This window comes from Streptosporangium vulgare, assembly GCF_042428775.1.
Lineage (GTDB): Bacteria > Actinomycetota > Actinomycetes > Streptosporangiales > Streptosporangiaceae > Streptosporangium > Streptosporangium vulgare.
This window is the reverse complement of sequence record NZ_JBHMBS010000008.1, coordinates 92,626-115,076: the sequence shown is the minus strand read 5'-3', so window position 1 is coordinate 115,076 and position 22,451 is coordinate 92,626. Positions and strand designations below refer to the sequence as shown.

Annotated in this window: 18 protein-coding genes and 1 pseudogene; 13 read left to right on the top strand and 6 right to left on the bottom strand. The window is 70.7% G+C overall.

The features are described 5' to 3' along the window. Positions 1–167 precede the first annotated feature (167 nt). Positions 168–2,033, top strand: a complete 1,866-nt coding sequence (locus ACFFRH_RS18640; protein ID WP_344747397.1) for a CASTOR/POLLUX-related putative ion channel — start codon at positions 168–170, stop codon at positions 2,031–2,033. 224 nt (positions 2,034–2,257) lie between these two features. Here the strand turns inward: ACFFRH_RS18640 and ACFFRH_RS18635 are convergent, their stop codons facing one another. Beyond that, positions 2,258–3,349, bottom strand: a complete 1,092-nt coding sequence (locus ACFFRH_RS18635; RefSeq protein ID WP_344747398.1) for an alanine racemase — start codon at positions 3,347–3,349, stop codon at positions 2,258–2,260. Positions 3,350–3,881: 532 nt separating this feature from the next. Between ACFFRH_RS18635 and ACFFRH_RS18630 the strand changes: the two genes are divergently transcribed. Beyond that, a complete protein-coding gene (locus ACFFRH_RS18630) occupies positions 3,882–4,301 on the top strand; it encodes a VOC family protein (RefSeq protein ID WP_344747399.1) in 420 nt (139 codons plus the stop codon). Positions 4,302–4,310: 9 nt separating this feature from the next. Here ACFFRH_RS18630 and ACFFRH_RS18625 read toward each other — a convergent pair whose 3' ends face one another. Next, the gene (locus ACFFRH_RS18625) at positions 4,311–5,048 is read right to left on the bottom strand and encodes an SDR family oxidoreductase (RefSeq protein WP_344747400.1); all 738 of its coding nucleotides are present in this window, start codon (positions 5,046–5,048) and stop codon (positions 4,311–4,313) included. Between the two features lie 80 nt (positions 5,049–5,128). Between ACFFRH_RS18625 and ACFFRH_RS18620 the strand changes: the two genes are divergently transcribed. After that, positions 5,129–5,752, top strand: a complete 624-nt coding sequence (locus ACFFRH_RS18620) for a TetR/AcrR family transcriptional regulator (RefSeq protein ID WP_344747401.1) — start codon at positions 5,129–5,131, stop codon at positions 5,750–5,752. Between the two features lie 214 nt (positions 5,753–5,966). On the opposite strand, the gene ACFFRH_RS18615 is transcribed toward ACFFRH_RS18620, so the two are convergent. Further along, complete coding sequence (locus ACFFRH_RS18615; RefSeq protein ID WP_344747402.1) at positions 5,967–7,628, bottom strand: alpha-amylase family protein; 1,662 nt, start codon at positions 7,626–7,628, stop codon at positions 5,967–5,969. A 120-nt stretch (positions 7,629–7,748) separates the two neighbouring features. Between ACFFRH_RS18615 and ACFFRH_RS18610 the strand changes: the two genes are divergently transcribed. The 5 genes from ACFFRH_RS18610 (at position 7,749) to ACFFRH_RS18590 (ending at position 14,026) form a co-directional block, all read left to right on the top strand. Next, the gene (locus ACFFRH_RS18610) at positions 7,749–8,135 is read left to right on the top strand and encodes a hypothetical protein (RefSeq protein ID WP_344747404.1); all 387 of its coding nucleotides are present in this window, start codon (positions 7,749–7,751) and stop codon (positions 8,133–8,135) included. 172 nt (positions 8,136–8,307) lie between these two features. Further along, positions 8,308–10,584 carry a protein translocase subunit SecD gene (gene secD, locus ACFFRH_RS18605; RefSeq protein ID WP_344747405.1) on the top strand — a complete coding sequence of 759 codons (2,277 nt, stop codon included), beginning with the start codon at positions 8,308–8,310 and terminating at the stop codon, positions 10,582–10,584. A 334-nt stretch (positions 10,585–10,918) separates the two neighbouring features. Next, on the top strand, positions 10,919–11,245 hold the full coding sequence (locus ACFFRH_RS18600; protein ID WP_344747406.1) for a four-helix bundle copper-binding protein: 327 nt from the start codon (positions 10,919–10,921) through the stop codon (positions 11,243–11,245). A gap of 231 nt (positions 11,246–11,476) precedes the next feature. Beyond that, on the top strand, positions 11,477–11,692 hold the full coding sequence (locus tag ACFFRH_RS18595; protein WP_344747407.1) for an EF-hand domain-containing protein: 216 nt from the start codon (positions 11,477–11,479) through the stop codon (positions 11,690–11,692). Between the two features lie 636 nt (positions 11,693–12,328). Further along, positions 12,329–14,026: a tRNA ligase subunit PheS family protein gene (locus tag ACFFRH_RS18590; RefSeq protein WP_386158076.1), complete on the top strand. Its 1,698-nt coding sequence runs from the start codon at positions 12,329–12,331 to the stop codon at positions 14,024–14,026. 26 nt (positions 14,027–14,052) lie between these two features. On the opposite strand, the gene ACFFRH_RS18585 is transcribed toward ACFFRH_RS18590, so the two are convergent. Further along, positions 14,053–15,381: a hypothetical protein gene (locus ACFFRH_RS18585; protein WP_344747408.1), complete on the bottom strand. Its 1,329-nt coding sequence runs from the start codon at positions 15,379–15,381 to the stop codon at positions 14,053–14,055. Between the two features lie 439 nt (positions 15,382–15,820). On the opposite strand from ACFFRH_RS18585, the gene ACFFRH_RS18580 reads away from it, so the two are divergent. Continuing rightward, positions 15,821–16,630, top strand: a complete 810-nt coding sequence (locus ACFFRH_RS18580; RefSeq protein WP_344747409.1) for a sensor histidine kinase — start codon at positions 15,821–15,823, stop codon at positions 16,628–16,630. An 11-nt stretch (positions 16,631–16,641) separates the two neighbouring features. Here ACFFRH_RS18580 and ACFFRH_RS18575 read toward each other — a convergent pair whose 3' ends face one another. Continuing rightward, on the bottom strand, positions 16,642–18,471 hold the full coding sequence (locus tag ACFFRH_RS18575; protein ID WP_386158072.1) for a GAF domain-containing sensor histidine kinase: 1,830 nt from the start codon (positions 18,469–18,471) through the stop codon (positions 16,642–16,644). Between the two features lie 218 nt (positions 18,472–18,689). Here ACFFRH_RS18575 and ACFFRH_RS18570 point away from each other — a divergent pair, with 218 nt between their 5' ends. The 4 genes and pseudogenes from ACFFRH_RS18570 (at position 18,690) to nhaA (ending at position 22,050) form a co-directional block, all read left to right on the top strand. Next, entirely contained in the window at positions 18,690–19,349 is a 660-nt protein-coding gene (locus ACFFRH_RS18570; RefSeq protein ID WP_386158069.1) for a response regulator, read from the top strand. 152 nt (positions 19,350–19,501) lie between these two features. Then, positions 19,502–20,134, top strand: a complete 633-nt coding sequence (locus tag ACFFRH_RS18565) for an IclR family transcriptional regulator (protein ID WP_386158066.1) — start codon at positions 19,502–19,504, stop codon at positions 20,132–20,134. Between the two features lie 330 nt (positions 20,135–20,464). Then, positions 20,465–20,655: pseudogene (locus ACFFRH_RS18560) on the top strand (amidase family protein); the annotation flags it as partial. 78 nt (positions 20,656–20,733) lie between these two features. Continuing rightward, the gene (nhaA, locus tag ACFFRH_RS18555) at positions 20,734–22,050 is read left to right on the top strand and encodes a Na+/H+ antiporter NhaA (protein ID WP_386158063.1); all 1,317 of its coding nucleotides are present in this window, start codon (positions 20,734–20,736) and stop codon (positions 22,048–22,050) included. Between the two features lie 4 nt (positions 22,051–22,054). Here nhaA and ACFFRH_RS18550 read toward each other — a convergent pair whose 3' ends face one another. After that, the gene (locus tag ACFFRH_RS18550; protein WP_344749513.1) at positions 22,055–22,408 is read right to left on the bottom strand and encodes a VOC family protein; all 354 of its coding nucleotides are present in this window, start codon (positions 22,406–22,408) and stop codon (positions 22,055–22,057) included. Between the last annotated feature and the right edge of the window lie 43 nt (positions 22,409–22,451).

The following is a 22,451-nucleotide window of genomic DNA, read 5'->3' as shown; positions in this document are numbered from 1 at the left end:
CAGCCTGTGAAGTTCCCAGCCTGTGAAGCGTCGGCCCGTGAAGCCCCGGCCCGTGAAACGTCGGGCGCCCCCTGGCAGCCACCCGGCCCGTTCGCCCGACCGTCCTCTCGGCGACCCGTGGTTTTTGTACAATTGTTGACTCCGCTTTACTGACCGGGGGGAATTTCATGCTGAGGGCGACGTTTCGAGAACGCCTGCGTTACTGGTTCGACAACACCATGTCGCGGGGCACGACAGCGCTGATCGGCTGGCTCGCGGTCATCTCTCTCGGCCTCATCCTGCTGGTCACGGCGCTGGGCCTGTGGCTGACCCCGCAGGAGGCCGCCGAGCACCACGGTGCCCCGGGCCTGCTGTGGATGACGCTGATGCGCGCGCTGAGCCCGGGGAAGGTGGCCAGCGACACCGGCAGCGCGCCGTTCATCGCCCTGATGTTCGCCGCGTCGCTGGGTGGGATCTTCATCGTCAGCGCCCTGGTCGGCGTCCTCTCCAACGATCTCAAGAGCAGGTTCGAGGAGCTGCGCAAGGGCAGGTCCCGGATCATCGAGACCGGCCACATCGTGGTCCTGGGCTGGTCGGAGCAGGTCTTCACGATCGTCAGCGAGCTGGCCCAGGCGCACGCGAGCGACCGCAGGTCGGTCATCGCGATCCTCGCCGACAAGGACAAGATCGCGATGGAGGACGAGATCCGGCAGTTCGCGAGCGAGACCGGCAGGACCAGGCTGGTCTGCCGGACCGGGCGGCCCACCGAACCGACCGACCTCGACCTGATGAACCTGGCCGCGGCCCGCTCGGTGGTCGTCCTCTCCCCGCAGGGCGAGGACCCCGACGCGCACGTCATCAAGACGCTGCTCGCCCTGGCCAAACGGCCCGGCGGCCACCCGCCGGTGGTGGCCGCCATCGCCGAGAGCTCCAACATGGCCGCCGCGCGTCTCGCGGGCGGCCCCGACGTCCACCTCGTCGACTCCGACGACACCGCCTCCCGGCTCATCGTGCAGTCGTCGCGGCAGTCGGGCATGTCCGTGGTCTGCATGGACCTGCTCAACTTCAGCGACGGGGAGATCTACCTGCGCTCCGACCCCGACTTCACCGGCATGACGTACGGCGAGGTGCTCCCGGCGTACCAGACCGCCACGGTGATCGGGCTGCGCCGGGCCGGGGCGGCCATGCTGAACCCGCCCATGGACACCGTGATCTCCGAGTCCGACGAGATCATCGTGATCGCCCACGACGACTCGATGATCCACCTGGCCGCCGGCATGCCCTCGGCCCGCGAGGAGTCGATCGTCCTGGTCGAGCACACCGAGCAGAGCGCCGAGCGCACCCTGATCCTCAACTGGAACGGCCGGGGCCGCCAGGTCGTCCGCTATCTCGACGGTTACGTCGCGCCGGGCTCCGTCCTGGACATCGCCTCCGACCACCCCGACGCGGCGACCGGCTTCGAGGGGCTGGGCAACCTCACGGTCAACGTCAAGGAGTGCGACACCTCCGACCGCTACGCGCTGGACTCGCTCGGCCTGGGCCTCTACCAGCACGTGATCGTGCTCTCCGACGACCGCTACAGCCCCGGCCACGCGGACACGCGCACCCTGATGACCCTGCTCCAGCTGCGCGACATGCAGTCCTCGCTCGGCGAGCGCTACTCCATCGTCAGCGAGATGCACGACGAGAACAACCGGAGCCTGGCCGAGGTCACCAGGGCCGACGACATCGTGATCAGCGACACGGTGATCGGCCTGCTGCTCGCCCAGCTCGCCGAGAACCGGCACCTGGCCGAGGTGTTCGGCCAGCTCTTCGACTCGGGGGGTTCGGAGATCTACCCGCGCCCGGCGGAGCGGTACGTCCGCCCCGGGGCGCCGGTCGACTTCGCCTCGGTGATCGAGTCGGCCCGGCGCCGCGGCGAGACCGCGATCGGCTACCGCCTGGCGGAGCGGGCGAACGAGGCCCCGCACTTCGGCGTCGTCCTCAATCCGGACAAGTCGCGGCCGCTGCGCCTCGGCCCCGGCGACTCGGTGATCGTCCTGGCCGAGCGCTGACCCGCCGGGGCGGGGCCCCGCGGGTCAGGCAGTGATCATGAAAGCGAGCCCGAGCAGCACTACGACGGGGATGGCCCAGACCACGGCCTCGATCGCGAACTCCTTGTACACGGTGAGCTTCTCCCTCTGGACACTGCCTGACATGAAAACGACGATGCGCAGCATATGCGTAGCGGCGGGTGTCCCCGTACCCGGGTCGGAGCCCGCGGGCGTGCCCTCCGGCTCTATCGGGTCAGATAGTGGAAGCTCGGTTTCTGGTGCATCAGGAAGTCGTGGTGGGAGATGTTCCAGGCGTAGGCGCCCGCCATCGTGAACTCCACCAGGTCACCGGGCTTGAGCGCGATGGGGACCCGGCGGGCCAGGATGTCCTTGGGCGTACAGAGCTGGCCGACGATCGTGATCGGCTCCCCGGCCTTCGTCATGACCAGGGGCTGGTCGTGGCCCTTGGTGGCGGGGGTGCGGATGTGGTGGGTCCCGCCCGCCACGACCGCGAACAGCTCGCCGTGGACGCGCTTGACGTCGATGACGCGCGTCACGTATCTCCCGCAGTAGACGGTCAGCGAGCGTCCCGGTTCGATCCGGAGCGTCTCACCGGGACGACGGAGCGCGGCCAGGCCCTTGCCGTAGGCCGCCCAGTCGAACCGGTCGTCGGGGTCGGCGTAGGAGACGGCCATGCCCCCGCCGAGGTTGATCTCGGTCGCCCCCAGCGTGCGCGCGTAGTCCAGGACGGCCGCCGCCAGCTCCAGCATCCGGGGCGCGTCGAGCCCGCTGGCCAGGTGGGCGTGGACTCCGTGCAGCCGTACGGCGCTCTGGGTCTCCAGCAGGGCGACGCATTCGGCGATCCCGGCGGGGTCCATCCCGAACGGCGTGGCGCCGCCGCCCATCGCCAGCGAGGCCCCCTCGATCGGGATGTCCAGGTTGACCCGTAGCAGCACGTCCGCCGAGTGGCCGGACGCGAGCAGGCGGCGCAGCTCGCCGGGGCTCTCGACGTGCAGGCGGGTCACGTCGCCGAACAGCTCGGCGTCCGTCTTGCCCGGTCCGCCCAGCGCGATCGGCGCGTGCGGGAAGTGTTCGCGCACGTGCGCGAGCTCGCCGCCCGAGGCGACCTCGAAGCCGTCGACGTGCGGGGCGAGTGTCCGCATCAGCTCCGGGTCGGGGTTGGCCTTCACCGCGTAGTACAGCTCGACGTCTCCCAGCGCGGCGCGTATGTCCCTGACGTGGGCGCCGAGCTCGACCAGGTCGTAGACGTATGCGGGCAGCGGCCCGGCCAGGAACGACTCCGAGGTCTGCGGCTGCGCCGCGACGGTGGCTGTCACTGCGTTCTCTCCGATCATGGCGGTACGGGACGTCAGACGAGCGAGAACCGGGTCTCGACGATCAGGTGGCGCGTGGGCGTGACGGCGGCCGTGACCTCGGTCACCTCCTCGTCCACGATCCGATCTGTGTGATGGACATCCAACACGCTTCGCCGAAGCGGTTCATCGATACGGGGCCGTGTCGGGTGAAAGTCGGGGGTGCGGGGGCCACGGCGCCGCCCGTCGCCGTCCACCGGTGCCGGGCCATCCAGGGCGAAGGCCGTGAACGCGGCGGGGGCGGGTGGAGCGGCCGGGGGCGAGCGAAGCGCGGCCCGGGGGGCGGGTGAACCGGCCCGGGGCGGGTGAAGCGCGGCCCGAGGGCGGATGAACCGGCCCGGGGGCGACCTGCCCTGGCGAGTGGTCTGGAAGCCCGGACGAGCGGCCGGCTGCGTCCCGGACGGATCCGGACCCCGTTCGGATCCGTCCGGGAATGCCGGACGCGGCCGGCCGTGCTGTCGTGGTCGGGACATCCGCGATCACCATGGGAGCCGTCATGACCGTTCGAGAGCTGCGCCTGGTCGTCACCGCCGCCGACTACGACGAGGCGCTGCGTTTCTACCGCGACGTGCTCGGCCTGCCCGAGCGGGCCGCGTACTCCTCACCCGACGGCCGGGTGACGATCCTGGAGGCGGGCCGGGCCACCCTGGAGATCGCGGACCCGTCGCAGGCGGAGTTCATCGACCGGGTCGAGGTGGGGCGGAGAGTGGCCGGGCAGATCCGGGTGGCGTTCGAGGTGGACGACTCGGTCGCCGTCACCGCCGAGCTGGCCGGGGCCGGGGCCACGGTGATCGCCGAACCCGTCCGGACCCCGTGGAACTCGCTCAACTCCCGCCTTGAGGGTCCGGCCGGGCTCCAGCTCACGCTCTTCACCGAGCTGGGGGAGGCCACCGAACCGCAGGACGACACCCCCTGACCTCTGGTCTCACTGGAGTCCGGAGCCGCCGGTGGCGTCGAGGGTGGTTCCGGTGACCCAGCGGGCGTCGTCGGAGACCACGAAGGCGACGACGTCGGCGATGTCCTCCGGGGTGCCGACCCTGGCGAGGACGGCCTGCCCGGTCGCGTACGCCAGGGCCCTCGGGTCGCCGCGCAGCCAGCCCGCGTTCATGTCGGTGTCGGTGATGCCCGGCGAGACCGAGTTCACGGTGATCCCGCGCAGGCCGAGCTCCTTGGCCAGCGTCCGGTTCAGCACCTCCATCGCCCCCTTGGTCGCGACGTAGGCGGGACTCTCGGGGAAGGCGATCCTGGTCACGCCTGAGCTGATGGTGACGACGCGCCCGCCGTCGCGCAGGAGCGGCAGCGCCCGCTGGATGATGAAGAACGGCGCCCTGACGTTGACGGCGAACATCCTGTCGTACGCCTCGGGCGTGGTCTCCGAGATGCCGCCGGGGACGACGATCCCCGCGTTGTTGACCAGGATGTCGAGCGCGTCCGCCTCCTTCTCCAGGGCGGCGAAGAGCGTCTCCACGTCCCCCTCCACGCCGAACTCCGCCCGGACGGGGAACGCCTCTCCCCCGGCCTCGGTGATCGCCGTCACGACCTCCTCGGCCGCCGCCTCGTCCCGGGCGTAGTGGACGGCCACCCGGACCTCCTCACGCCCGAGCCGCAGGGCGATCGCCCTGCCGATCCCCCTGCTCGCACCCGTCACCAACGCGGTTCTCACATCGTCTCCCAGATTTTATAGCGATCGCTACAGAAAGGGACCGTAGCAGGGTTTTTTAGCGATCGCTATACAATGCTCCGGTGAGCAGGAAACGCGCCTTCGACCGTGACGCCGTGCTGGAGATAGCGCTGCTGGAGTTCTGGCGGCACGGCTACGAGGCCACCTCCATCGCCTCGCTCACCGCCGCGATGGGCATCCGGCCGCCCAGCCTGTACGCCGCCTTCGGCGACAAGCGGCACCTGTTCGAGGAGGTCGTCCAGCGCTACCGGAGACACGACTTCTCCGCGCGGGCGCTGGCCGAGGAGCCGACCGCGCGGGCGGCGATCGCCAGGATGCTGCGCGAGGCCGCGATCAACTACACCGACTCCAGGCATCCGCCGGGCTGCCTGGTCTTCAGCGCGGCGGTCAACGTCGGCCCGGAGTCGGCCGACGTGCGGGAGGCGATGCGCGGGATCAGGGAGGGCGCCAAGGCCGCGATCGCGGCGTTCATCGCCTCGGACGTGGCGGCGGGCCGCCTCCCCGAGGGCACCGACCCCGGAGCCCTCGCCCTGTTCTACGCGGCCACGATCCAGGGCATGTCCGACCAGGCCCGCGACGGCGCGACCCGGCGGGACCTGGAGCGGGTCGCCGAGCTCGCGATGCTCGCCTGGCCCGGGGAGCGGGAGGGCACACCGGACGGGCCCCTCGGACGCGACCCGGGATGATCTCCGGACCGGATCACCCGCTTCCGGCCGACGCCTCCTGCGGGGGCCCACCCGCTCACGGCTGAGGAGTCCCCGAAAGCTCACCCGTTCTCGGCCGAGGAGTCCCCGGAAACTCATCCGTGCTCAGCCGAGGTGTCCCGCGGGGACTCACCTGTCCTCGGCCGAGGAGTCCCCGGGGGACTCATCCGCTCTTGGCCGGGTCTCCTTCAGGGACTCACTCGCTCTTGGCCGAGGTGTCCTCCGGTGCCGCGTCGGGGACGGAGGCGCGGAGCCAGCGGGTGCCGTACGGCTCCAGCGTGAACTTCACCCGGCCGTCGGCGGGCAGGTCGAGGGTGCCGTCCACCAGCAGGTCGACCAGCGTCTCACAGCCGTCGAGCTTTTCGAGGACGAGATCCACCTTCGCCTCGCGGTCGGCGAAGTTGTGGACGGCGACCACGGTGGCGCCCTCGGCGTCGGCCCGGTGTGCCAGCACGGCCACGTCACCGGCGTCCAGGATCTCGTACGCGCCCCAGGCCAGCTCGGGCGACTCCCGGTAGCGCTCGACCAGGAGCCTGATCCAGCTGAGCAGCGAGTCGGGGTCGCGGCGCTGGTCCGCGACGTTGACGTTGCGCGGGCCGAACTTTCCGGTGGGTGAGGCGACGCTGGTCTTCGGGTTGGGCGAGAAGCCGCCCTTGGCCGACCACTGCATCGGGACCCGGACCGCCATCCGGCCCTCGGCCTTCAGGTTCTCGCCGAGGCCGATCTCCTCGCCATAGAAGAGCACCGGCGTGCCCGGCAGGGAGAACAGCACGCTGTAGGCCAGCTTGAGCCGCCGCATGTCGCCGCCGAGCATCGGGGGGAGGCGACGGCGCAGGCCCCGGTCGTACACCTGCATGTTCTTCTCCGGGCCGAAGGCGTCGAAGACCTCCTGCTTCTGCGCCTCGGTGAGCTTGTCCAGGGTCAGCTCGTCGTGGTTGCGGACGAACATCGCCCACTGGGAGTCGTCGGGCGGCTCGGGCCGGTCGCGCAGGGCCTCGGCGAGGGCCTCCGGGTTCTGGCGGGCCATCGACAGGTGGAAGCGCTGCATGGCGATGAAGTCGAAGCACATGGTGACCTCGTCGCCGTTCCCGGCGTCGCCGAAGAACTTCATCAGGTCCGGGTAGGGCAGGTTGACCTCGCCCAGCAGGATCGAGGTGCCGTCACGGCGGTTCATGAAGGCGCGCAGGTCGGCGAGGAACTCGTGCGGGTCACCGCCGATGCCCTCGATCAGGAACGGCACCGCGTCCACCCGGAAGCCCGACAGGCCGAGTTCCATCCAGAAGCCGAGGATGCGCGCGATCTCGTCGCGGACCTGCGGGTTCGCCGTGTTCAGGTCGGGCTGGAACTTGTAGAAGCTGTGGTAGTAGTACTGGCCGGTCTTCTTGTCCAGCTCCCAGAGGCTGTCCTCCTTGTCGGGGAAGACGATCGCCTTCGGGTCGACGGGCCCCGGCTCGTCCTGCCAGACGTACCAGTCGCGCTTGGGGGAGTCACGGCTGGAGCGGGCCTCCTTGAACCAGGGGTGCTCGTCGGAGGTGTGGTTGACCACCAGGTCGGCGATCACCCGCATGCCCCGGTCCCTGGCGGTGCGCATGAACTCCACGAAGTCGCCGAGGGTGCCCAGCCGGGGGTCGACCGAGTAGAAGTCGCTGATGTCGTAGCCGTCGTCGCGGCTGGGGCTGGGAAAGAACGGCATCAACCAGATGCAGGTCACCCCGAGCCGGTCCAGGTGGTCGATCTGCTGGGTGAGGCCCCGGAAGTCACCGATGCCGTCACCGTTCCCGTCCTTGTAGGTCTCGACGTCCAGGCAGTAGACGACGGCGTTCTTCCACCAGAGATCGGCCGTGTAGGTGAGTCGCATGCGTCCGCACTACCCTCCCTTGACGTGTTTATGAGACAACGCTGACATTGGGTCGGCGCCCATGAGATCACGAGGCCCCCCGGCGCGTTACGGTGGACGGAACACGGCCAGGAGGAGACCATGCGACAGCTGAGGCGCGGCGCGCCCTTCGGCTGGCTGCTCGCCCTGCTGCTGCCGCTGCTCGTCTCCGGCGGGCTGGGCGGGAGCGGCGCCGCCGTCCTCCTGCGGCACAGCACCGTCGCCCAGGCCTCCGGGGAGCACCAGCGGCTCTCCCGCCCGGTCTCCGACAGCGGGCACAGGAACGCCCACGTCACCGGCCTCTCCGCCGCCGGGATCGGTCTGGGAGGCGGGGGCGGCCACCCGCTCGCGACCCCACCGGCGGACCTGCGGCACCTCGCCCTCGCCACCGGCCAGGACTCGCGTCCGGCCCGCGACGACGACACCCACTCGCTCGCGGCCCTGCTGGTCAGGCCGGGACGAGCGCCGCCCGCCTCCACAGACGGCTGAACCGGCCCGGAGCCGCTCCGGGCCTTTCGCCGTACCGGAAAACACCTCTTTCCGTACCGGAAAACGCCTTTCCCGTACCTGAAGGCCGTCGTGCCCGAAACACGCCGGCGCCCGGGAAAGGCCGGTCCCTCCGGCGTCCCCGAGGACAATTCCCCAGCCTGTGGAGGCTCCCATGTCGCGTGCCCCGGTGGTACGCGCGGTGGCGGCGTTCGCCGTCATCGCCACCTCGCTGTTCATCGCCTTGACCATGTCGCCGCGCCTCGGACTCGACCTGCGCGGCGGCACCCAGCTCGTACTGGAGACCAGGGACTCACCGACCGTCAAGGCCGACGCCGCGGCCACCGACCGCACCCTTGAGGTGCTCCGCCGCCGGGCCGACGGCCTGGGCGTGGCGGACGCGCCGCTGGCCCGCTCCGGCGAGCGGCGCATCATCGTGGAACTGCCCGGCGTGCAGGACCCGACCAAGGCCGCCGAGGTCATCGGCAAGACCGCGCAGCTCACCTTCCACCCCGTCCTCGGCGTCCCCGACCCGGCGTCCGAGACCAAGCCTGGGAAGGGGGAGCAGCTCCTCCCCGACGAGAGCGGCGGCCGGCTGCACATCGGACCGGCCGCCCTCACCGGTGAGGGCGTCAGCGGCGCCGAGGCGGGGATCGACGCCCAGCAGGGCAGCGGCTGGTTCGTCACCGTCGACTTCCGCGACAGCGGGCGGGCCGAGTGGGCCGAACTGACCGGCCAGGCCGCCTGCAACCAGGCGGGCGACCCCAAGCGCAGGGTCGCCATCGTGCTCGACTCCAAGGTGATCGTCTCACCCCAGGTGAACGAGGACGTGGCCTGTAACGTCGGCCTGCCCGGCGGGTCCACCCAGATCACCGGCAGCTTCACCTCGGAGGAGGCCGCCGACCTGGCCCTGCTGATCAAGGGCGGCTCGCTGCCCGTCCCCGTCGAGATCGTCGAGCAGCGGACCGTCGGCCCGACGCTCGGCGCCGCCGCGATCACGGCCAGCGCCCAGGCCGCGGTCATCGGCATCGCGCTCACCGCGCTGTTCATCGTCGTGACCTACCGGCTGGTGGGCCTCATCGCCGCCTTCGCCCTCGCCTGCTACGCGCTGATCTCGTACGCGGCGCTGGTGGCGCTCGGCGCCACGCTCACCCTGCCGGGACTGGCGGGCTTCGTCCTCGCGATCGGCATGGCGGTCGACGCCAACGTGCTGGTCTTCGAACGGGCCCGGGAGGAGTACGCGGCGGAGCCGGGACTGCGGGGCGCGCTGGAGAAGGGCTTCCGCAACGCGTGGAGCGCGGTGGCCGACTCCAACATCACCACGCTGCTCGCCGCGGGACTGCTGTTCTTCCTCGCGTCCGGGCCGGTACGCGGCTTCGGCGTCACGCTGAGCATCGGTGTGATCGCCTCGCTGATCACCGCGATGGTCATCACGCGCGTCCTGGCCCAGTGGGCGGTGAGCCTCCAGGCCGTGTCCTCGCGCCCCAGGCTGACCGGCCTGTCCGACATCGGGCGCGTCCGCACCTGGCTGAACGCGCGCAAGCCGGACCTGATGGGTCGCCGCACGGTGTATTTCCTGGTCACCGGCGTGCTGGTGGCCGCGTCCGTGGCGGGAGTCGCGGTGCGGGGGCTCGACTTCGGCGTGGAGTTCACCGGGGGCAGGCTCGTGGAGTACTCCACGAGCACCCCGATGACCGCCGACGCCGCCCGCGAGCTCGTCAGCGAGGCCGGGTTCCCCAACGCGGTGGTGCAGTCCTCCGGTGCGGACATCTCCGTACGGGCCGGTCAGATCGGTCCCGCCGACGTGGTGCGGATCGAGAGCGCGCTGGAGAGCGGGGGCGCTCAGGTCACCAAGGAGCGCGACGAGCTCGTCGGGCCGAGCCTCGGGGACGAACTGCGCCGCAACGCGCTGATCGCGCTGGGGGTCGCGCTCGCCGCGCAGCTCGCCTATCTCGCCTTCCGGTTCCGCTGGACGTTCGGGCTGGCGGCGGTGCTGGCGCTGGTGGCCGACGCGACGATCGTGGTCGGCGCGTTCGCGTGGCTCGGCAAGCCGGTGGACGGGGTGTTCCTGGCCGCGATGCTCACGGTGATCGGCTACTCGGTCAACGACAAGGTCGTGGTCTTCGACCGGGTCCGCGAGCTGTGGGGCGCGCGGCCGAAGGCCCCGTTCGCCGAGGTGACGAACACCGCGATCCTGCAGACCGTGCCCCGTACGGTCAACACCGGTCTGGGCGCGCTGTTCATCCTGGCCGCGCTGGCGGTGCTCGGCGGTGACTCGCTGACCGACTTCGCGGTGGCGCTGCTGATCGGGATCGTCGTCGGCACGCTCTCCTCCGCACTGGTCGCGGGACCGCTCGCGGTCGAGCTGGAGCGGCGCAGGCCCACCGCGCCGCCACGGCCCAAGCGGAGGGGACCGGCCCCGGCCCGCCAGGGATCAGGCGCGGTGGTCTGACCGCGGGCACCTGAAGGCGGAGACCTGGCGGTGCGGACCTGATGGTGCGGGGCTGATGGCGAGGAGCTGACGGCGATGCTCTGGTGGTGGCGGTCTGACCACGATGGTCCGGCCAAAGGCGGTCCGGCCGCCTCCACTTTTCCCACTAACCCTACAAATGATGAGTGAATTTATGCACAAAACTATTGCCATCTGCGACTAAAGGCAGAACTCCCCGGCCGGCAAGGGCACTCGACAGGGGCACAACACTGTTGCGAGATCTTCGGCCGTTGAAGCAGAACGGTCACGAAAACGGGGAGAAAGCATGAGCCACGCGGTCAAGATGAGCCCTCAGATGCAGAAGTGCATCGATGCGTGCATGGAGAGCCACAGCCGTTGCGAGCAGACCATGACCTACTGCCTCATGCAGGGGGGCCAGCATGCCGACATGGCGATGATAGGTCCGCTCATGGACTGCGCCGACATGACCCGCATGTGCGCGGACATGATGATGCGCCAGTCGCCGATGGCGATGGAGATGGCCGCGATGTGCGCGAAGGTGGCGAACAAGTGCGCCGAGGCGTGCATGTCCATGGGCAGCGACTCCATGATGAAGGAGTGCGCCAACGCGTGCCGGATGTGCGCCGACGCCTGCCAGGCCATGGCCGGCGCTCGCGCCTGACCGTCCGGCCGGCCTTCGCCGGGCCGTCCACGCAGGCAGAGGGATGACGTGGGCGGTACGCGAGGCGGCGTGACGGAACAGAGGGACAGAGAGGCGTCGCCGACCGGATCGGCGGCGCCTCCGTCATGGCCGGAACGACTGGAAACCTCCGCTTTCAGCCGGAAGACGCGCCTCGAATCCCGCTAGTGTGCTTGGCGTCTGATTTCCCTGCTGCCGAAGGCGGATGCAATCGTGGCGGACGACTACGCGACGACTTTCAAGATCGTTGATGTTGACGGTGACGGCCTCATCTCGGTTCCCGAGCTGACGAGGCTCATGGAGGTGCTCGGCCAGCCGATCACCCCGGAGGCGGCCGCGGCGGCCGTCGCCAAGATCGACCAGGACGGCGACGGCCTCATCTCCCTGGAGGAGTTCGCCGGATACCTCGCCCAGACCCGGGCGGGCTGACCTTCCACCCCGGATCCGGGTACTCCACGCCCGGACCGGCCGACGAACCGAACCAGCCAACGAACCGAATCGGCCAACCGGCCGAACCGGCCGGACTGGCCGAACCGGTGAACTGGCCGGACACGATCGGGGCACCCCGCCCACACCCGAGCGGGGTGCCCCGATCGTGTCCGGCCCCGCCGGACGACCCTCCTGAAGAATCACGCCGGAAAAGCCGGAAAAGCCGGGAAATCCTCGCCGGGAAAACGGATGCGCGCCGCCGATCTCCCGCCCGCGCCCGGAGCCCTTCCCCGCCCCGCCCCGTCACCGATCTGGTGGCATGTTGACTCGCTCATCGACCGGGCAATAACTTTGAGTAGTCATACCAGCGCTCAGCGTAGCGAGGGCTCGGGATGACGCGTGAACGCCGGTGTTCCCGAACGGGTGTCGCACGCCGATCCCCTTCCAGCAGGTGACCTCGCGTCCCACTCGTGAGGTCGTCCGGTCGCCACGATCCGCGCTTCCGCTCGCTTCCCGTCACATCCCGGCCGGAAGGCGATCCGGCGGCTTTCGCCTGACCGCCTCGGGAGCCGCCCGCACAGGGAGAACGCGGGAAGCACCCCACAGCCCCACAGAGGAAGAAGGCAGAAGCAGTCGATGAGGAGCGCATCCAGCGGCCGCGCCGGGAGCGCGCCGTACGACTCGCGGGGTGCCCGGCATCCGGTGACCATCATGGCCGAGCAGATGACCGACGTCTTCCTCGATCTCGGCTACCGCGTCGCCGAGGGGCCCGAGATCGAGGCCGAGTGGTTCGCCTTCGACGCCCTCAACATGGACGACCGCCACCCCTCCCGCGCTCCCGAACGCACCTTCCACGTCGAGCACCCCTCGGCCCCCGGCCGCAGGTCGGGTCTCGTGCTGCGCGCGCGCACCTCACCGGTGCAGGTGCGGGCGATGCTCGACACGCCCCCTCCCCTCCGCGTGGTCTGTACGGGCCGCGCCTTCCGTCCCGACACGGCAGACACCACCCACAGCCCGGTGTTCCACCAGGCCGAGGTTCTCGCCGTCGACCTGGGGCTCACCATGGTCGATCTGAAGAAGACCCTCGACCACTTCGCCGCCTCCATGTTCGGCAGGGGCACGGTGACCCGGCTTCGCACCCACCGCTTCGCCTGCACCGACCCGTCGGCCGAGGTGGACGTGGAGTGCGCGGTCTGCCGTGGCACCGTCGCGGAAAATCCCGCCGTGGCCCCCCGGGAGAGCGTCGTCGGAGAGGCTCCCGCCGGCCCGTGCGGGACGTGCCGCGGCGCGGGATGGATCAAGTGGGGCGGGTGCGGCATGGTCCATCCCCGGGTGCTGGCCGCCTGTGGCGTCGATCCGCACCGGTACGGCGCCTTCACCTTCGGCATGGGCGTCGAGCGGACGTTGATGCTCCGGTACGGGCTGAGGGACATGCGCGAGGTCGTCGACGGCGACGTCCGCTTCCCCCTTGGAATGAACGAGTTCGCCCCCGGCGGACCGCCACCCAGACCCCTTCCCCGGACCACGACCACGACCACGACCTCAGCCGCGGCCGTGACGCGAGCCGTGCCGGCCGCGCGGGCCGTACCCGACATGGAGACCATCCCGCTGGCGCGCGGCCACGGCGCCAGGGCCGTACGGAGACGGGAGGCCGGTGGGGGGCTCACCCGGGCACAGAACCTGCGGCGGCGGATCGGGCACGCGCTGGCGGGGGCGGGATACGTCGAGACGCCGTGCTTCCCCTTCGTCTGCGACGCCGCGTGGGACGCCTTCGGCCTGGCGCCCGACGACCCGCGCCGCGCCACGCTGACGCTCACGAACCCGATCAGCCCGCGCGAGCCGTCGCTGCGCACCACGCTTCTTCCCGGGCTGCTGGCCGCGCTGAAGCTCAACCTCGCCCGGGGAAACCCCGCCCCGGCGCTCTTCGAACAGGGGACGGTCTTCGTGCGGCCCCCGAGCGGCGACCTCCCGCCCGTCCCCCTGGCGGACCGCCGTCCCACCGACGACCAGCTCGCCGCGCTGGACGCCGCCGTCCCGGCCCAGCCCCGCCACCTCGCCGCGGCCCTGACCGGCGAGTCGTCGTGGGCCCGCGCGGTCGACGCCGCGCGCACGGCGGCGCACATCATGGGGGCCGGGCTGGTCACCCGGCCCACCGAGCACGCCCCCTGGCTGCCCGGACGCTGCCTGGAGCTGCTCGTCGGCGAGGCCGTGCTGGGTCATGCGGGCGAGCTGCGCGCCGGTACGGTTCAGGCGCTCGGCCTGCCCCCGAGGACGAGCGCGATGGAGATCGACCTCACCGCGATGGAGCACCTCACCGACCTCGGGAGCAGGTGACTCCCGAGGCGGCCTCCGGCTGCAGGTCAGGCGGTCGTGAGATAGATCTGGCCGAAGACCTCGGAGAGCTTCTTGAGGTCGGTGGTCACGTCCGTCTCGGGACTGGCCGGGTTGTAGACGCCGGCCAGGCGGCGCTGGATCGGCAGAAGCTTCTTCAGCTGGTCCCAGGCGGTCAGCCGGCTCACCGCGCCCTGGGCGTTCTGGACGCTGGTCCACACGTTCACCTGCTGGGCGCCACCGTCCTTGACGGGCGCCGACAGCCGGGTGGCGATCTTGGTGGCGGTCACCTGGCCGACGAGCCCGGTCTCCTCGGCGGCGACCTGGGCCAGGACGTCCCACGAACGGGCGCGGACCTGGATCCACTGGTTGAGGTGGGCCTGCTCAGCGTTGATCTTCCAGGCGTCGTAGCCGCCGTACAGCAGGCCGCTGTCCAGGGAGAGCTGGTCGACGCGGCCCGCGATCAGGGGAGACTCGATCTTCTCGGGAGTGAGCAGCGGGTAGCGCTTGCGCATCTCGGCCTTGCAGGGGTCGTTCGCGCCGCAGGCGAGCTCGGGGGCCACCGTGTGGATGCCCAGCCGCTTGCCGGGCGCGGCCTGGCGGAGGGCGTCGGAGGCCGCGGTGACGAACGCGGTGATCTCCTCACCGGTCTTGAACGTGGTGTTGTAGCCCAGCTGGGAGGTGAAGCGGATGCCCGCCACCTCCGGGCGCGAGGCCAGCGCGCCGATGCGCTTGACGGCCGCGGTGAAGGTCTCGGTGCCGGCCTTCCAGTCGTCGGCCAGCTCGGTGTCGATCCAGACCCTCAGCTGTACGGCCTTCGCCGCGGTGATCGCCTGACCGGCGGGAGTCTGCGCCGCGGCCGCGATCGCGGGGTCCTGGGCACCGGTGGGGGTGGGGGTCGGCGTCGGGGTGGAGGTGCCGGTCCGCTCGGACCCGGCGGCCGTGCCGTCGCCGCCCTCGCCGTGCCCGTCGACCGAGCACGGCTGGTTCGCCTCGCACTCGGGCGCGCCGCCCTCTCCGGCCCCTTCGGGGAAGGGCGAGTTCTCGTCGCCCTCGGAACCGCCGCCGGGCGCCTCCGGGCAGACCGACCCGGGAGCCGAGCAGTCGAGGAACTTGCCGTCGCTCGGGGTCGCCTCCTTGAGGTTGGCGTTGTCGTCGGCACCCCAGAACAACGCGACCCCGAGGGCCTCCTCCGGCTTGGCCAGCCAGGTGCACACGACGAAGGCCGGGGTGTCGGCTCCCATCAGGTCGTTACAGCTGCGGGGATCGTCCTGCGAGTATGCGGCCCCGGGTGTCAAGACACCGACGAGCGCGAGCGCGGCGCTCACGGCGAGAGCCCGGCGCAGAGTAAGTCGCATGTCCTGAACTCCCCGGAAATCGGTCAAAACGATCGAACCGCACTTTACCCAGATCACGGGGGGCTCGACAGTCCCAGTCAGGGAATCATCAGCATTCTGATATCTCCCGCCATCTCCTGCTGTCTCCCACCGAACCCGTACCGGCCATCACACTTCACACCGCCACCGTGCCGGAGTGAGCCGCCCGGCTCGGGCGGCGGATCGTACCCGGGCGAGGGCGACGGGGCATTGCGGCTAGCGGGAATGCCGGAGGTCCCGCTGGCATGAAGGTGCAAACGGAGGCTGCCAGCGCAGACGACGAGCCGCGGGGACGACATCATGATGCGGTGAACAACTGCCCACAGGCGGGAGGTCTCCCCCCGGCCACCGATCCGCCGGTGAGAAACACCGTCGCCGCCGACGAAGGCCCACTGATCGACACTCACCGGAACGGACCCTCATGTCGCCGCGCGCCAAGGATCTGAGCATCGGGTTACACGGTCTTCCGAAGGCGGACGAGATCACGCATCTCGCCCTGGCCGCCGGCAACCTGCTGAACCGGCTGGAGAGCGCCAGAAGCCGGGTCGACCAGTCGCTCACCCGGCAGCGGCGATTCGTGTCCGACGCCTCCCACGAGCTGTTCACCCCGATCGCCGGGCTCAGGACGCTCCTGGAGGAGGCACGGCTCCACCCCGGCGAGACGGATCTGGACGAACTCCTGGCGGACGCGCTGGAGAGCGTCGACCGGCTCCAGACGATCGTCACCGACCTGCTGGTGCTGGCGAAGGTGGGGGCGAACACGTCTGACGCGTTCGTCAACGTGGACCTGGGAGAAATGGTCCTCGCCGCGATCGCGCGGCGCGAGAACGGCGTCCCCGTACGGCTCAGGCTCGCTCCCGGGGTGCGGGCGAACATCGTCGACGCGGAGATCACCCGCCTCCTCTCCAACCTCCTGGACAACGCCCAGCGCCACGCCAGGCACACGGTGCTGGTCGAGGTGTGCCGGAACGGCCGGTACGGCGAGCTCGCCGTCGCCGACGACGGTGACGGCATCGCCACCGCCGACCGGGAGAGGGTCTTCGAGTGGTTCACCCGGCTGGACACCGCCCGCTGCCGCAACCGGGGCGGCACCGGGCTCGGCCTCACGATCGCCCGTGACATCGCCGAGGCCCACCGAGGGACCATCGACGTGGAGGACTCCTGTACCGGTGGCGCGCGGTTCGTCCTCCGGCTTCCCCTCGCCGACCGTCAGACGCTCGATCACCCCTGACGCCGGCGGCATCAGGGGTGATCGACAGGAACCGTCATGATCGGCGTCATCACGATCGGTATCACCACGGAGAGCGACGTCCCCTCCTCCACGGAGCTCTCGACCCGCAGCCTGCCGCCGAGCGTCTCGACGCGGTCCCTCAGCCCGATGAGCCCCGATCCCTTGCCGTAGTCGGCTCCTCCGCCCCCGTCGTCGCGGATCGAGAGCCGGACGGCCGCACCGGCCATGCCCAGGGTGACGTACACCACGGAGGCGTTCGCGTGCTTCGCCACGTTGGTCAGCGCTTCCGCCGCCGTGTAGTAGAGGGCCACCTCGACGCGCTCCGGCAGGCGCGGGACGGGGGCCAGTTCGAGTTCGACGGGAAGGGAGGAGCGGCGTGCGAGCGCCTTCAGCGCGGGCACGAGCCCGCCCTTCGAGAGGATCGCCGGGTGGATGCCCCGTGAGAGCTCCCGCAGGTCGTCCACGACCCCGGTCAGCCCCTGGACCGCCCGGGAGAGCTGTTCCCTGAGCTCGGTCATCGGCGGCGGCACGCCGTCCTCCACGGCGCGCAGTTCCAGCCCGAGCGAGACCAGGCGCTGCTGGGCTCCGTCGTGCAGGTCGCGCTCGATGCGCCGCCGGGTCTCGTCGGCCGCGGCGACGACGCGGGCGCGGGAGGCGGCGAGATCGGCGCGGGCCTGGGCGTTGGAGATCGCGGTCGCGACCAGCTCGGTGAAGTCCATTATGCGTTCCTCCACCCCCTCGAACCTCGGCTCCCGGGCGCTGGAGAAGACGAGCATCACACCCCACAGGTATCCGTCGACGACGATGGGAGAGCCGACGGTGGAGGTGACCCCCATCTTCCGGACCCATGTCGCGATCTTGCCGCCGTTCTGTTGGTAGTCCCCCTTTCGTGTCAGACGCCCGGTCTTCAGCACGGTGGCCGAGACGCTCACCTCGCTGAGCGGCCATCGTGAGCCGAGGGGCAGCACCTTCTCCTCCGTGCCGTCCTGCCAGCTCCACGAGCCCAGCACCGTCACGTGGCCGGGGTCGTAGCGGTTGATCGCCACGTGATCGGCCTTCATGAGAGAGCCCATCTCGAAGGCGACCGCGTTGAACAGCTCCGCCGAGGAGATGCCCCGCGCCACGAGGGTCGCGACCCGCCGCAACGCCGCCTGCTCCCGCGCGATCCGGCGGATCTCGTCACGGCTCGACGACAGGACGACCTCGGTGTCCTCACGGTCACGGGCCGCCATCAGCAGCGCCTCCAGGGGAGGCATCACCCTCTCGCGCAGACGCCTGCGTACGGGCTCGGGCACACCGGCGGGCAGGACCAGCGCGCCGACCCTGACGCCGTTCTCCGTGAGCGGGAGCGCCTCCCCGTGTTCTTCCCCCGGGCTCTCCTCAAGCCGGATCTCCAGGTTCGGTGCCTTCAGAGCCCGTGCCAGGAGACGCGAGGCCGGTGGCAGCGCGGCCTTCAGGTCATTCGTACGCAACAGGATGTGGGCCAGTTGCGCGGCGAGATCGGCCTCGCGACGGCGGTTGTCCGCCTGGATGTTCAGTGAGCGCACCAGCGCCGCGATCGCGCTGATCGCGAACCCCACGAGAAGGAAGATCGGGATCGGGGTCCACAGCCCGCGCGTCCCGTACGAGAAGCTCCACGCGGGCGGGAGGTTGAAGTAGTTGAAGGCGACGGCGCTGCCCACCAGGGTCCCCAGCCCCAGGCCCAGGCCCCACACGACCGAGACCAGCAGAACACCGAGCAGATAGATCCCGCCGAGGAAGTCGCCCGACGTCAAGCGCTCCAGGAAAAGGGACAGCAGGACTTCCGCCGCGATGCACAGAGCGCCACAGATGATCCCCACCGCGAGAGGAGGCCGCTTTGTGCGCAGCAATAACGACAAAAGTCGTTCGCGCATAGAGACTAAGATACTCGCATGTCAAGAAGGGGGTCGGCGATTTTTTCCCGACCGCGACCCGTCGTACGACCACCCGGGAATGCGATATGTAATTTCTTTAACCCGGCATGACCGTTTCCATAACCAGACCCCAGGGAGAAATGCATGGCGAGAGGGCGGGAGCCGTGAGCGAGAAGCGAATACGAATAGCGCTGGCGGACGACGACGTGCTTTTCCGCGAAGGGGTGGCGAGCCTCATGTCGCGGTCGGGCTTCGAGGTCGTCGGCCAGGCCGGGGACGCGGCGGAGATCCTCGCCCTCGTCCGGCTGCACCGTCCCGATCTCGTCATCCTCGACATCCGGATGCCACCGGCCCACGCCAACGAGGGCCTCGACGCGGCACGGGTGATCCGCGAGGAGTTCCCGGAGACGGGGATCCTCCTGCTGTCCGCGCACATCGAGGTGGAGGAGGCGATGGAACTGCTCGCCACGGGGCATCGGGTCGGCTACCTGCTCAAGAGCCGGGTGACCGGTGTGGACGACTTCGTGGAGACGCTCGAGCGCATCGCCCAGGGCGGCTCGGTCGTCGATCCGAGTCTCGTACGGGAACTCATCAGGACCCACCGCAGGGACGACCCGCTGGACCTCCTCACGGCGCGTGAGCAGGAGGTTCTGGCCCTGATGGCCGAGGGACGCTCCAACTCCGGCATAGCGCACAAGCTGTGGATCACCGAGGGCACGGTCGAGAAGCACGTGCACAGCATCCTGTCCCGGATGCGGATACCGGGGACGGAGGACGACCATCGCCGCGTCCTCGCCGTGCTGACCTTTCTCGGCGCCCGCTGAGAGAGCCGCCAGGTCCTGCCGGAGAACGCGAGGACGGTGGCGAGGCCGGTCACGAGGACGGTGGCGATGATCGGGATGTGTCTCCAGCCCGGCGGGCGTTACGGGTGACGCGCGATAATCGGGGCATGCTTCCAGCCCAGCGGGCCTCCTAGATGCCGGCCGAATCCTCGCAGACCCTGGAGCGCGGCCTGCGGCTGCTGCGCCTGCTCGCCGACGGGCGGCGGGGCCGTACCCCCACGGAGCTGGCGGCGGAGCTGGAGCTGAGCCGCCCGGCGGTGTACCGGCTGCTCACCACCCTCCAGAGCGAGGGCTTCGTCCGCAGGGACGGCGACGGACGGGTCCACCTGGGCTTCGGGGTCCTCGTCCTGGCCCGTGCCGTGCAGCCCCTGCTGCGCGAGGGCGCCCTGCCCACCCTGCGCAGGCTGGCGGAGGAGGTCGGGGCGACAGCGCACCTGACGGTGGCCGAGGGCGACGACGGTCTCGCCGTGGCGGTGGTCGAGCCCTCCTGGACGAACATGCACGTCGCCTACCGCGAGGGTTCTCGCCACCCGCTGGAACGGGGTGCCGCCGGACTGGCCATCCTCGCCCTGCGCGAGGGCCGTACCGGCTATCTGGTCTCCGAGGGCCAGCTCCAGGAAGGGGCCAGAGGTGTCGCCGCCCCCGTGCCCGGCCTCCCCTGGCTGGAGGCGTCGGTGGGCGTGGTCACCTTCACCCCGCTCGACCCGGACGTCGTGGGCCCCCGGGTCGCCGCCGCCGCCGCGGAGCTGTCCTGCTCGCTGACCTGACGTCTCCCGCGTCGCGAATCGGCCGGACGTCCCGGCGACCAGGTGAGTCCCCCAGAACGATGTGAAACCGGCGAGACGGCACGACAAGGATCTTCACTCTCCGGTGCCGGGGAATCTCCGGGGCCGGGAAAAAGAGTGCTCCGTGCCCGAGATGTCCGAGGAGTCCGAGATACCCGAGGAGCCCAAGAAGTCTGAGGAGTCCGCTCCGCGCGGCCTCCGTGGTCCCGAGGAGATCACGAGGGCCGCCTGGGCGGCCAGCAGCCGGAAGCGCACCGCCGCCTCGAACGCGTCCATCGCGCCGGCCCCCCTGCGACCTCAGCGGTCCCAGCGTTCAACATCTCCGGCCAGCCCGCGATCAGCCTGCCGCTGGGCTGGAGCGAGGAGGGGCTGCCGATCGGGGGCAGCTCGTCGCCGCCTACGGCCGCGAGGACCTGCTGCTCCGGGTCGCCGCCCGCCTGGAGGAGGCCATGCCGTGGAAGGACCGGGTTCCCGCCCGGCACCCCCGCGCCGTGCTCCGGTGAGCCCGCCGGTAAGGTGGACGCCGGTGCGCCGGGAAGTCTGGTCGGCAGTGTCTGACGCGACCCCGAAGTGGAGCACTCATGAGCGGCACCTCCCCCGGCACGCCTCGCCTGTTCAGCCGAGGTTCGTGGGACGAGGCCCGCCGCGTCGCGGACATCCTGCGCGAGGAGACCGTCGGCGGGGCATTGCTGCTGGCCGGCGCGGTGGCGGCGATGATCTGGGCCAACTCCCCCTGGTCGGGAGCCTACGAGGCGCTGCGCGCCGTCAGGGTCGGACCCTCCGCCCTGCACCTGGATCTGAACCTGGCGGCCTGGGCCTCCGACGGGCTGCTGGCGATCTTCTTCTTCGTGGCCGGGCTGGAGCTCAAACGCGAGTTCGTCGCCGGTGACCTGCGCCAGGTGCGGCGGGCCGCGGTGCCGGTCGCGGCCGCGTTCGGCGGCGTGCTCGTCCCGGCCGTGCTGTACCTGATCGTCACCCTCTCCAGCGGCGCCGGGGGCGGCGCGGCGAGGGGCTGGGCGATCCCGACGGCCACCGACATCGCGTTCGCGCTCGCCGTGCTCGCGGTCATCGGCCGGTTCCTGCCCACGGCGCTGCGCACCTTCCTGCTCACCCTGGCCGTGGTCGACGACCTGCTCGCCATCGTCATCATCGCGCTCTTCTACACCGCGAACCTGTCGGTGCTGCCCCTGCTGGGCGCGCTGGTCCCGCTGGCGCTCTTCGCCGCGCTGGTCCAGCGCCGGGTGCGCGCCTGGTGGCTGCTGCTCCCGCTGGCCGCCGCGACCTGGGCGCTGGTGCACGCCTCGGGGGTGCACGCCACCGTCGCCGGGGTGCTGCTGGCCTTCATGGTGCCGGTCGTCCGCAGCGAGCGGGCCGGTGGCCCGGACGCCGGACCCGGCCTGGCCGAGCACTTCGAGCACCGCCTGCGGCCGCTCTCGGCCGGGGTGGCCGTGCCGGTGTTCGCGTTCCTGGCGGCGGGGGTGAGCCTCGGCGGCCCGAGCGGCCTCGCCACCGCCCTGACCGACCCGATCGCGGTGGGCGTCGTCATCGGGCTCGTGGTCGGCAAGCCCATCGGGATCATGGCCGCGACCTGGCTGGTGGCCCGCTTCACCCGCGCGGACCTCGACGACAGCCTGGCCTGGGTGGACGTGGGCGGGCTTTCGATACTGGCCGGCATCGGGTTCACCGTCTCCCTGCTCATCGGGGAGCTGGCCTTCGGGGCCGGCAGCGAGCGCGACGCCCACGTCAAGGTGGCGGTCCTGGCGGGCTCCCTGATCGCGGCGCTCGCCGCGGCGCTCATCCTCCGCCTGCGTAATCGCGTCTACCGGCGCATCCACGAGGCCGACACCGCCGACCGTGACGGCGACGGCATCCCCGACGTCTACCAGGAGCTTCCCTGAGCGCTCAGGGGAGCGGTTCCAGGAACTCAAGACGGTTGCCGTGGGGGTCCTCGCTGTGGAAGCGGCGCATCCCCGGGAAGTCGTCGTCGAAGTCGACCGGATAACCGGCCTCGCCCAGACGCCGGGCCCACTCGTCGAGGTCGCGGACCAGGAGCCCCGGGTGGGCCTTGCGAGCGGGGCGGAAGTCGTCCTCGACGCCGAGGTGCAGCTCGATGCCGTGGCCACGGAACCAGCACCCGCCCCGGGTGGCGAGGGCGGGAGGCTTGGGGATCTCGGCCAGGCCGAGCACGCCCTCGTAGAAGTCGCGCAGGACCGGCTCGCTCCCCGGAGGGCAGGCCAGCAGAACGTGATGCAGCATCGCGACCCCTCACATATATCTTGATGTGAAGATACTTTTCCCT